This is a genomic window from Dysgonomonas sp. HDW5A, assembly GCF_011299555.1.
GTDB lineage: Bacteria > Bacteroidota > Bacteroidia > Bacteroidales > Dysgonomonadaceae > Dysgonomonas_A.
In genome coordinates this window covers 3878994-3891117 of sequence record NZ_CP049857.1, presented here as the reverse complement: position 1 = coordinate 3891117, position 12124 = coordinate 3878994, and the positions used below count along the sequence as shown (strand labels likewise).

Annotated in this window: 11 protein-coding genes; all 11 read right to left on the bottom strand. The window is 33.7% G+C overall.

Translation table 11 applies throughout. The annotated features are described in order from the left end of the window. Positions 1 to 8: 8 nt before the first annotated feature. On the bottom strand, positions 9 to 2459 hold the full coding sequence (locus G7050_RS15995) for a PQQ-binding-like beta-propeller repeat protein (RefSeq protein WP_166117267.1): 2451 nt from the start codon (positions 2457 to 2459) through the stop codon (positions 9 to 11). Between the two features lie 97 nt (positions 2460 to 2556). Continuing rightward, the gene (locus tag G7050_RS15990; RefSeq protein ID WP_166117266.1) at positions 2557 to 4203 is read right to left on the bottom strand and encodes a diphosphate--fructose-6-phosphate 1-phosphotransferase; all 1647 of its coding nucleotides are present in this window, start codon (positions 4201 to 4203) and stop codon (positions 2557 to 2559) included. A 373-nt stretch (positions 4204 to 4576) separates the two neighbouring features. Beyond that, the gene (locus G7050_RS15985; protein WP_166117263.1) at positions 4577 to 5437 is read right to left on the bottom strand and encodes a M48 family metallopeptidase; all 861 of its coding nucleotides are present in this window, start codon (positions 5435 to 5437) and stop codon (positions 4577 to 4579) included. Between the two features lie 49 nt (positions 5438 to 5486). Next, entirely contained in the window at positions 5487 to 6284 is a 798-nt protein-coding gene (locus G7050_RS15980) for a metal ABC transporter ATP-binding protein (RefSeq protein WP_166117261.1), read from the bottom strand. Next, the gene (locus G7050_RS15975) at positions 6277 to 7140 is read right to left on the bottom strand and encodes a metal ABC transporter solute-binding protein, Zn/Mn family (protein ID WP_166117259.1); all 864 of its coding nucleotides are present in this window, start codon (positions 7138 to 7140) and stop codon (positions 6277 to 6279) included. The genes G7050_RS15980 and G7050_RS15975 overlap by 8 nt, the downstream gene beginning before the upstream one ends. A 101-nt stretch (positions 7141 to 7241) precedes the next feature. Then, positions 7242 to 7883 carry a carbonic anhydrase gene (locus G7050_RS15970; protein ID WP_166117257.1) on the bottom strand — a complete coding sequence of 214 codons (642 nt, stop codon included), beginning with the start codon at positions 7881 to 7883 and terminating at the stop codon, positions 7242 to 7244. Next, a complete protein-coding gene (gene coaE / locus G7050_RS15965) occupies positions 7880 to 8458 on the bottom strand; it encodes a dephospho-CoA kinase (RefSeq protein WP_166117255.1) in 579 nt (192 codons plus the stop codon). Before coaE ends, G7050_RS15970 begins: the two co-directional genes overlap by 4 nt. After that, on the bottom strand, positions 8455 to 9450 hold the full coding sequence (locus G7050_RS15960; RefSeq protein WP_166117253.1) for a YbbR-like domain-containing protein: 996 nt from the start codon (positions 9448 to 9450) through the stop codon (positions 8455 to 8457). The genes coaE and G7050_RS15960 overlap by 4 nt, the downstream gene beginning before the upstream one ends. Positions 9451 to 9497: 47 nt before the next feature. Next, the gene (gene yajC, locus G7050_RS15955) at positions 9498 to 9815 is read right to left on the bottom strand and encodes a preprotein translocase subunit YajC (RefSeq protein ID WP_166117251.1); all 318 of its coding nucleotides are present in this window, start codon (positions 9813 to 9815) and stop codon (positions 9498 to 9500) included. A 184-nt stretch (positions 9816 to 9999) separates the two neighbouring features. After that, positions 10000 to 10926 (bottom strand): transcription antitermination factor NusB, encoded by a 927-nt coding sequence (gene nusB, locus G7050_RS15950; protein WP_166117249.1) that lies wholly within the window; start codon positions 10924 to 10926, stop codon positions 10000 to 10002. Between the two features lie 160 nt (positions 10927 to 11086). Continuing rightward, a complete protein-coding gene (locus tag G7050_RS15945; protein WP_166117247.1) occupies positions 11087 to 12046 on the bottom strand; it encodes an NAD(P)-dependent oxidoreductase in 960 nt (319 codons plus the stop codon). Positions 12047 to 12124: the final 78 nt, after the last annotated feature.

The following is a 12124-nucleotide window of genomic DNA, read 5'->3' as shown; positions in this document are numbered from 1 at the left end:
ATTTATTGTTAATTTTTAGAAACAAAAGTGTAGACATTTCCACTGTAGTCTGCAATAACCAATGTATTACCTGATATAGCAGGGCTATTGAATATTGGAGCTCCTAAGTTTATTTTTTGCTCGATGATTCCTGTATTGAGATTAACAGCATATAAATATCCATCAGATGCTCCTAGGTACACTGTGTTTTGAGAGAGAATCGGACTGGTTTCTACAGTTGCAGATGGAGGCATAGAGTAAGGTGTTGTAAAAACTAGTGATGTATTAGTTTGTATATTCCATTTTATTTTCAAAGACTGTTTATCTAAAGCGATTAATCCTCTTGTTGCAGATCCAAAGATAATCTCGTTAGCTGTAATTAATGGTGTCGAAGTTACATCTACGTCAAATGGAAATTCCGTGGTTTTTAATATAGTCCCGTTAGTAGGCTCAATTATAAATAAGCTTTTTCTAGAGATTAAATATAACTTTCCGTCTTGATAAACGGGAGATGATCCTCTGTCACTAATTCCATTATCAGAGAGTTTCCATAAAAAATCTCCTGTAATTGAATTATTCGCAAATAAACCTCCCCATTGTGCACCACACACCAGTATATTATTGGCGATCGTCGGTGTTGTTGTTGCACCTTCATATTGATCCCAACCTTTATTTTTCCAAATAATCTGACCATCATCTATATTATAAGCGGCTAATCCCTTACCCGTTCCTGCATATACAATATTATTATTAATAGTTAATCCTTCTGATAAATAAGGAAATCCTGTTAGACCTATTTTGTGTTGCCATAGCAATTCTCCCGAATTTGCATTAATAGCATACAAATTACATTCAGCATCTTGTGCTACAACAATATTATTATGATAGGCAATTGTATTCTTGATAGAATTTAGCGTTTTATATTTCCAAAGCAATTTTCCTGATTGAATATCAAAAGCTGTTATCGATGATTTATTCATGATATTATCATCTGTAGAAGCAATAAATACTTTACCGTCAGCTACCAGAGGAGAGGTCATATAGATATTTGCATTTACATTATTGACCCATGCCAGTTGTAAAGGAGTATTAGTCTTTGCTGTAGTATCACCGGTATGTTGTGCATTTTGCAATAAAGTATTCCAGTTTTCGCCTAATTTTATAGAAGGTTTAAAATTCTTACGATAATGGAACATATTTGAAGTCGTAATTCTTTGTTCATTATTAAAAGTAACTATTGCTTCTATTCTTATCTTTTTATTAGAATAACGAATGGGAATAGTTATCTCATCATACCAATTCCAATCTGTTTTAGGTTGTTTAATATATCCTCTTATTATTCTAGTATTGCTTTCTATATCGGTCAGAATATATTCTACATTTTTGGTTTCTGAAATAGAGTTGTATGTGTTTATCGAGATAGGTATTTCTCCATTTGATAGAGTGGGAGAGTATTGCCCCTCTAAAGGCGATGTTATAGCTGCCTGAGGCGATATATAAGCATATCGCAAACGTGAGGAGACACTGTCATTTACTGCAACATCAAGAATGCGAAAAGCCGATGTAGAATGATCTATTCCACCTTTGTCTATAGTACTTGTACATATTGTATAAACACCTCCTTGATTTCTAACATAGTTGTAGTGCATATGTCCATATATCTGGGCTTTTATATTATAATCTCTCAGGTTAATGAACTCTTTATCATTGATACCGAATATAAAATCATCACTAAGAGTCAGGATGTCATGGTTAAAGATGACTAGTGATTGCCCTTCCTCCATCATTGACAAATCATTTTTCAACCAGTGATAAACATCCTCCCTTGTATAACTAGGTTTATAATCACCATTAGCCATCGGAGTCATTACATAATGTGTATTACCTATATTAAAAGAGTACCATGTAGGACCATATAAAGATTCATATAATCTTTCAGCATAAGGGCCTTTTACTAAATCATGGTTACCTATTCCGTAGTAAACCGGTATACCCATAGTTTGAGAATTAATGGCTTTTGCATGGATCTTCATCCCATATTCATAGCATATATCTCCTGTATGAATAAGAAATGCAGGTTGTTCGTTCTTTATGTAATCACGAAGATAAGTAGTCCAGATACCTAAGCCATTATGAACTTCTGTATCTGTAATTTGTATAAATGAATGTGCTCTATTTTTTGTTTTATCACTTTTTTCCAAATAAAAAATATATGATTCATTTCCACTTTTTATAGGAATATAAAAGTTATTTGTCGTATATCCTGAAGGAGTGGTAATTGTAATAAATCGTGTTTTCTCAAATCCCGGTAATGAAAATTCGCCATTTTTATCTGTTTTTGTAACATTTTTACCATCTGTTACTATAACTCCTTCAATAGGAACGGAATCATTTTGATTTGTTTGATAAACGGTTCCTCTATATGTCGAAAATACAGGTATACTAATGAAGATGAGAAGTGATAATATGTACGTTTTCATGATTGGTTAATATTCGAAAGGCTAAAAGTGGTTAATCTTAAAAAGAGAAAGACTGCCATCACAGACAGTCTTTCTTATTAGGAAGAGTAAATAAAGATTATTTACCTTGTTCTAACTTAAGTGTGACAGTTGTTTGATCACAAACTTCTGTTGGTCCAAAATATTGGATAGGGCCTGGATATACATATTCTGTATTGATTGCCCAATTCTCGCGATTAGCAGCAAAGAACTTAAATGGAGCACCATCTAATTTTACTAATGCTTTTTGTATAACAGGCTTCATTTCGCCATGACGACGTTCCATGTTCATCATCATTGTAACTGGTACACCTCCTGCAATCCATTGGTCTGCCGGAGCTGTTGTATTGCGAACAGAAGACATATAACCTGTTTTACCTGCACCGATAAGAGCAGAAGCGGTATATCCTAATGAATAGCAATAGTCAGCATCGTAGTTCGATGGAGCAGCACAACGACCTTCGTATCCGAAGAAGTGAACTTGTGGAGAGAATTTGCCATCATATTTACCTGCTTTTTTCCACTCAGCTAAACGGTTACCAACCATTTCTGCCAAAAGTTTTTCAGTTTCGATTAATGATACTTGAACATTTCCGTGTGGGTCGCGGTCAAGAGTCAATTGGCGAGCTACACCTTCAGGAAGGCTAGCGTATACAGCAGAATTATCAGGAGAAAGCTTGCTGATTATAAATTGACGTTGTTGATCTTTAGCAACAGCATCAAATTCAGCTTGGTGATGTGCCAAATAGTCATTCAATTCAGAAATAAGTGCTTTAATAGCCGGAATAAATTCGATTAATCCTTCAGGTATAAGAACTGTTCCGAAGTTATCTCCTTTAGCTGCACGTTTAGCTACGGCAGTTGCTATTTCATTTACAATATCGTCAAGAGATTGTTTTTTAGCTTCTACCTCTTCTGAAATAATACAAAAGTTAGGTTGTACCTGTAAAGCACATTCAAGAGCAATATGAGAAGCCGAACGACCCATTAATTTGATGAAGTGCCAGTATTTACGAGCCGAATTACAGTCACGTTGAATATTTCCGATTACTTCTGAGTATACTTTACAAGCAGTATCGAAACCGAAAGATGTTTCAATCATTTCGTTTTTAAGGTCACCGTCAATTGTTTTAGGGCAACCAATAACTTGCACACCTGCATTTATCGCTTTGTAATATTCAGCTAAAACGCAAGCATTTGTATTAGAATCATCTCCACCAATAATAACAAGAGCTTTGATATTCAATTTCTTTAGAATTTCAAGACCCTTATCAAATTGTTCTGTAGTTTCTAATTTAGTACGACCCGAGCCAATAATATCAAAACCACCTGTATTACGATATTCATCGATAATTTCAGCAGTTAATTCTTGGTATTTATGATCAATAAGACCACCGGGTCCCATAAGGAAACCATAAACTTTATTGTCTTTATTTAGATTTTTGATACCATCAAAAATACCGGCTATAACATTATGTCCACCAGGAGCTTGACCTCCGGAAAGAATAACACCAACATTAGCAACAGGGTAGTCAATCTTGTCCGTTGTTTCAACAAACTTAACGATAGGCATACCATAAGTGTTAGGGAATAGCTTTGCTACAGCTTCCTGATCTGCTACTGATTGAGTTGCTGCACCTTCTTCGATTTTTACAGTACCATGTAATGCTTTAGGCATTTTAGGCTTATAAGCAGCTCTGGCTACTTGTAATGCACTTTTAGTCATCTTGTTTTTATTTGTTTATTTAAATTGGATTAATTCTCTTACTTTTTTACCTTCTGAGCAGATAGTATATCATATATTTTAGAAAAACAATCTAAAATATGGTGAATACCATCATCTACAAATTTCGCTATTTTTTTTGAATTATAAAATAATAAGTAATGCGAATTATGTATTGCTTCATTTCCCTGTGATAAATAGCAGTTATATCTGGGCTTTATACAAACTATATATTATTTAAACTCGCAGACGTATTCTATAGATAGTTGAGTCATTAATATATTATTGAATATTTTTTTACTTAAATTTATAAAAGCAAAAAAAGATCTCTTGAGTTTTTCAGGAGATCTTTCTTGTAATTATATTACTTATATTCTTAGAACTTCCATTGATCGGAAGTTTTTGCAGACTGAGTTTTAGTTGAATTTCCTGTCGATCCTTTGTAATATTTCATTGCTTCAGGAAGTGCTTCGCGTATTTTCTTTATACGGGTTTCGTCAGAAGGGTGAGTACTTTGAAATTCGGCGACACTTGCTCCTCCTGATTTATTAGACATTCTAGTCCAGAATCCTTCTGCCTCTTGTGGATTATATCCTGCCATTGCCATAAAGATTAAACCCAATTTATCTGCTTCTAACTCTTGTTTACGCGAATAAGGCAACATAACTCCATATTCCGCACTAAGCCCATAAACCGAATTTGCAACTGTTTGTACAGTACTCGATGTTCCACTCAAAGCAACGCCTAAAGCAGCCCCACCATATTGTTGAAGCATTTGCTGGCTCATACGTTCATTTGCATGCTTTGCAACAGCATGTGCAACCTCATGTCCTAGTACTACGGCTAATCCTGTTTCGTCTTTAGTAATCGGTAAAATTCCTTCATATACTACAATCTTACCACCCGGCATACAAAAAGCATTAACTTCGGGACTTTTTACCAGATTAAATTCCCAGGCATATTCAGAGAGCATGCTTTCCATTCCGTTTGCCTTGAGATAAGTCTCTACAGCGTTAGCTATGTTTCTTCCTACTTTATTAACGAGTGCAGTATTTGCTTTATCTGTAGATTTCGGTGCAGTTTTCATAAACTCACCATATTCTTGCAAACTAAGTGTTAATACCTCTTGATCAGATACTAATAGAACTTGCTTTCTTCCGGTTAATGGAACACTGCTACAACTTGATAATGCAAGGAATAGTATCGCAATACTATACAGAAATATATTTTTCATCATTTCTAATCAATTATTTCATATATTCAAAACAATGTAATCTAAAGAATGTTCAATTTGGAGTATTGCTATCACAACATTTACAACCATCATGTTTTTCAAGTACACGATGAGGAAAATCTCCATGACCCACTATTTCGATGGGGCATGAGGTATATGTTTGTTCAAGCCACTCACTAGAAACATTCGATCCTGCGTGGTAATGCAGTCCTTCATTAACACAGGCTATATTTTTCACTAAAGAAATTACTGTTCCTACATCATGGGAAACTATAATAATCGCTGTGTTTAGATTTACTTCCTCCAAAATCTTATAGAAATTTGTCTCGAATCGTTTATCGACATATGAGTTTGGCTCGTCAAGGATTAATAGATCAGGGTTATCAACAATAGCTCTACCTAATAAAGTTCGCTGAAGCTGTCCTCCGGATAAATTTCCTATGGGTCTATTGATCAGATTTTCTAACCCCATTCTATGAGCGACGTTTTTAGCCTGCTCTTTTTGCTCATTTGTAAAATAAGTGAAGAATTTACGTTTGGCTGTAAGACCGGATAAAATTACATCAAAAACAGAAATAGGGAATTTTTTATCTATCTGATTGATTTGAGGTAGATAACCTATGTTGAGGCGATTGACAGCTTGATCTTTTTTATAAAATACAATATCTCCGGTAGTTGGTTTAATAAGTCCAAGCATCGTTTTTAACAGAGTTGTTTTACCACCACCATTGGGACCAATAATTCCAAGAAAGTCATTCTGATATACATTCAGGTTAACATCATTGAGTATTGGCCTATTGGATTCGTATCCAACAGTTATATTTTTTAATTCTAGAATTTTGTTAGTCATGTTTTTGTGCAATAGCTTTTGCTATTTTTATCAGTTCTTCATTCCAAGAATAAGAGAGTGGATTAATAGATACAATTTCAGCTCCTAATTCTTTAGCTATAGGTTCGGCATTCTTTTGATCATACTCCTCTTGTACAAATATTACTTTTACATTGTCTTTTTTTGCCTCTTGAATGAGATTAGACATTTGCTGAGGTGTAGGTGTCTTGCCATCAACCTCGATACTATACTGATTTAAACCATATTGATCAGCAAAGTAACTTAATGCGGGATGAAAAATTATGAAAGATTTACTAGGTGCTTCCGATAAATAGGATTGAATTGTACTGTCTGTCGTAAGTATTACTTTTTCAAGATCCTTGTACCTCTCCAGATAATAATCGGTATGTTTAGGGTCTAAACCAACGATCGAATTATACATATTTTTTGAGATTATAAGGGCTGTTGAGGGTGAGCTCCATATATGAGGATCACTGCCTTCATGACTATGCCCGGCATGTCCATGATCATCCATAATTATAGGTATTCCGACAGAACAATCTACTATTTGTAAATCAGGATTATTAATACTTATATTATTAAGCCATGTATTCTCGAATCCTAGATTGCCAACTTTAAAAAACATCTTACTTTTTCCAATATTTACCATTTGAGAGGGGGATGGATCATAAGATTCGGGATTAGATCCGGATGGTATAGCTGTATTTACTGTATACTTATTTCCAACAATTGCCTCTAAAAAGTATTTTTGAGGTTCAATAGATACAGATAATGCATTCTCTGTATTAGTATGTGGAGGTTTGCACCCTAATAGGGTAACAAGTAATAAGCTGAGTGTATAAATTATATATTTCATGTCCAATCTGTGATGTGAAATAATTAGAACCATATTTTATGGTTCTAATTATTTCTTTTTATTTTATTTATACAACAATAAAACGCTCTAGGCCTTTAAGGTTAACCGAGGCGAAATAAATTGTGTATTCGATCAAATTCTTTATTTAAGTCAATTTCCAAGTCTCTTAAAATACCCTCATTAAGGTCATATACCCATCCTACAACACGTGGATAACCTGTATTCTTAAATGATTCTCTAACCTCTCTGATTTTAATAACATTGATGCATTGTTCATAAATGTTTATTTCAACAAATCGGCGATATCTTTCTTCAGGATCTTTTATTAAGCTAAGCTCTTTTTCGTGTAGCCTATATACATCACGGATACTTCTTAACCAAGGGCTTATCAAACCGGAGTCTTTAAAATCCATGGCAGCTTTTATTCCTCCACAATTGTAATGTCCACAAACTATAATATACTTAACATTCAGGTTTTGTACACCATAATTTATCACAGATAATACATTCAGATCAGTGTTTATAACCATATTGGCTATATTTCGATGAACAAAAACTTGCCCGGGTCTCAATCCCATAATTTCATTGGCATGCACTCTGCTGTCGGAGCATCCGATGTATAAAAAATCAGGATGTTGTTCCTCTGCCAGATGGTGGAAAAATTCCGGATCATCTTTTAGTTTATCTTCCACCCAACGTTTGTTGGCTTCAAATATATCGCTATATAAATTATCTTCTATCATTTTATATTTTCAATTATTTTTATAGATTGTTGTATCAGCGATTTTGTTTCATCGTTGTATACAACGTAATCCGCACGTTTTAGTTTTTCATCATCTGATAATTGGCTATTTATTCTTTCCAGAACCTTTTCTCTGGTGGTATTATCTCGTAGCATGGTGCGTTGTATACGGTCTTCTAATGGGGTGTATACTATTATAACCTTATCAGTTAATCTTTCCATACCCGATTCATAAAGAATAGCAGCTTCAAGAGCAACTATATGATGATGTTGGTATTTTTTTAGCCATTCGCAAAAGTGCTTATCAACTTCAGGATGAATAATTGAATTAGCTATTGCGAGCTTGTGTTTATCATTGAAAATATATGAAGCTAATAATTGTTTATTTAGTTTATCGCCGTTATATAAGTTATTACCAAAGGCTTTGGTTAGTTTTTCTCTAATAACAGGCGATGATTCTGTCAGTTTTTTACTCTCGATATCGGCTATATAGACGGGTATATCTAATAGCTTAATGATATTAGTAACAGTTGATTTACCACTGCCTATGCCTCCTGTTATGCCTAGCCTAATCATTGAACTTTTGTATTTTTATATTCAAAAATAAATTCAACGTTTGGTGGAGAAATGGTTAGGTTTCTCACATAACTAGGACTGGAAGTAATACGCACAGGAACAGAAACTTGCTTAGACTCTTTTATTCCATCATAATCAATTGCAACAGAAAAATCTTTAATTTTTATAGAGTCAACTTCCGAAACTCCTACGAAAAATGAAAGTTTTACTTTAGAAGGAAAAAATTTCACATTCAAATTTTCCGGAAGATTTAGACATTCTACTGCTATTTCTACATTTTTCTGAGTATATGCTTCTACTGGAACATCTATACTTACTACTTCGGGTACAAATCGTATACCTTTTACTGAAGCAAGTTTGAATGAAATCCTTTTATCTGAATTAAGTCCGCTTATAGTATCATTTACAGTGTAAGCAAACATCAGTTTATCCAAATCGGGCTTTGCTGCATAAGCCATCACACTATCCGGAATAATTTTGATATCACTGTTTAGAAAGTATCCGGGAGATAGATTTATCTGCCCATCAAAAATAAGAGGTACTTTTTTATATTCAAGGATTGCATAATTAAACGATATGCGTACAGGATCGTAATTGAGTATTTGGGTAGAAGTCGGTAATGCTTTACGAACATACATATCAAATGTACTACCTTGTAAAACTTTACTGGAACTGCTATTGATAATAGCAGAAACATCTAATCGTAAAGTATCTCTTTTTTTGAAATAGTATTTAAACATACTAAATCCATTATCTTTTATCCTCAAACTGATCTGTGAAGGTAAAGAATCCTGAAAAATGATACTATCGGGTACCGATATGTATTTGATCGGAACAATAATAGATGTTTCGAAATATTGGTTATAAATCTGCATAAACCAAAGGAATGCAGCTATAATGACAAAAAAAGAAAAAGTCAGAATTTTTTTCCAAGATATTTTTCTTAAAAAAAATCTGACTTCTTGCCATATTTTATTTGCAGCATTGCTCATTGCTTATGCATCTTTATTTCGTCAATATAAATTGATATTACTCAGTTTTAAGCTTTAGGTGCTTCTTCTGAAACTGCAAATACCGAAGCTTTATCTATTTTGATTCTTACGCTTTCCGCAATCTCAACAATAAAATAAGTTTCGCCTATTTCTTTGATTCTACCATGTACTCCTCCGGCAGTAATAACTTTATCACCAACTTTCATTGCTTGGCGAGCTTCTTGTACGGCTTTTTGTTTCTTTTGTTGTGGACGTATCATAAAGAAATAGAATACCACAATAATAAGACCAAACATAGCGATTGTTCCCCATGCTCCTCCGGCCGGCCCTTCTGCCGCTTGTAAGAATACTACTAATGAATTCATAAAATTTATCGTTTTTTATTTTTATTAAGGTTTTAGACCTATTTAATGTTGAGATAAGTGTATACAGTATAGATATATTATCATTCGGATATCTAATACTGAAACCTCTCTTTTACAAAGATACTTTTTTTTATAAAATATAAAAGTGAAAATAAAATATCCTGCACTTGCTAATGCCTAGATTTTATTTTTTTAATAATTTATTTTCGCTCTTTAGTTCTGTTACGACTGAATCTAAGATACCATTTATAAAAGAAGAACTTTTATGTGTACTATATGATTTAGCGATATTTATATATTCATTCATTGTAACATTGATAGGAACAGACGGAAAGGCTAAAAGTTCAGATACTGCTGTTTGCATGATAATCATATCCATAAAAGCAATTCGTTCGGACTCCCAGTTTTTTGCATATTTATTGATAAGTTCGCGAGCCATTTTCACATTAAACATCGTCTCTCTTAGAAGTTTAATAGCAAATTGACGATCTTCTTCATCTTTAAACATAGGAAGTAACGCTTGATTCGAACCTTTTTCAGCGTCTAGTTTTTTTATTGTTTTAATCACGAATGATTGTACGATTTCAATATCATCATTCCAGAAAAGGCTATCATCTTCCAAGATATCATCAAGTTCTTCATCACAATATATAAATGTTTTGAAAACCTTTCTCCAAAATTCACGATCTGTATCAAAGTCAGAAACTTCGTTTTCCAGATATTCGGTATAAATATCAGAGTTTAAAATCTTTTCGAGCAAACTTCTGACGTAGTTTTCGTGATCTTCCCACGATTGAGGCCTGTCTGCAATATATTTATTATATTGTGTATTATCTTTTAATTGTTTGATAAATAGATTATCTGACAATTTGGTGTTTGGATTAATATCTTCGTCAGTTGGTAATAGTTTACCTTTACGAGCTTCGAGACGTCTGGTATGAGTGTCGGTAATTTCAATGAGAAGAGCCAATAGATAATAGTACAAGTCGTATGACTTTTGAAGACTGAACATGAGTTCGGTTTCTGCTTTTTTTAGGTCTCCACTTTCATTAATATAGGTAGAGTACAATACTTGTATAACCCGAATACGAATAAGAACGCGATTGATCATTTTCAATAAGTAAATTTGAGGTGCAAAGATAGTAATTCATCTTGTAATATCTCTCTAGGTAGGTGTTTTTTTATTTAATGTTAGAGTTGTGCAATCACTAAAAGATTTGTTTTGATGAATCTTTTTTATTGCAATACGAAGCATTTGTTATTGATATTACCTACTCAAACAAAGTTATCCCTTCCTTATATGTTTTATATTTAAGTGTAGGGAGTAGTTCTTTTCTCATTCGCTCAGTATTGCCGTAATACGATATTCGACCGATCTTTATAAAGTCACGAGTGAGTGGACTTATCTTTCCTGATAAAGAGGAATAGAGTTCGAATGAGCGTGCTGCAAACATAATTATCCAAAGAGGCATACGCCAAGGCTTGTGGTTTCCTTTGTAGGTCGTTATATCATCTAGAAATTGCTGTAATGTTTGAATGCCTTCGTCTCCAATATGATATATACCGTGAATGTTGGGCTTTATTGCAGCAGCTATTGTAGCATTAACAAAATCATCTTTGGATATAAGGTGAATATAGGTAGGTTGTTTCCATACGCCTAGCAAGTAATGACGGGCAAACCACTGAGCTGCATCAATCATCAATATATTTTTTCCGTATACCATCCCGACTCTTAATGATACGGGTGTGAATTTATATTGCTCTGCGTATTTAAACAGTAGTTTTTCTTCTTCGAGTCTGGTTTGGGCATGTGCAGATATGGGATTACCATCCAAAGTACCGTCTGCAGGCTTATGAGGAAAGGTTTCGCCTTCGACATGGGGAAAGCTAATAAGAATAACTTTTTTAACTTGTTGCTTTACTGCAACATTTAATAGATTGTTGAAATACCGGGTATTGGTTTCTGAAAGAAATTTTTCGGGATTGGCCTTGAATAATACACCTGCAAAATGAACGATTGTATCTACATCTTTTAAAGCATCGAATAAACTACCTTCATCAGCAAGATCCGTTTTGAAGATGGATACATTCTGTTGAGAAGAGAGATCATCTGATATTTTTTTATTGTGAATTAAAAGATTTAATTCTACGTCTTTCTTTTGCAAACCATAAGCTAATAGGTTTCCCAAATTGCCGGCTGCTCCCGTGATTGCGATTTTTTGTTTTAGCATAATTATCATTATTGAGTCAATCCCTAAGTACAAATATACCTATATAAGTATGTTATAAAGCCGTTTTTTTGCTACATT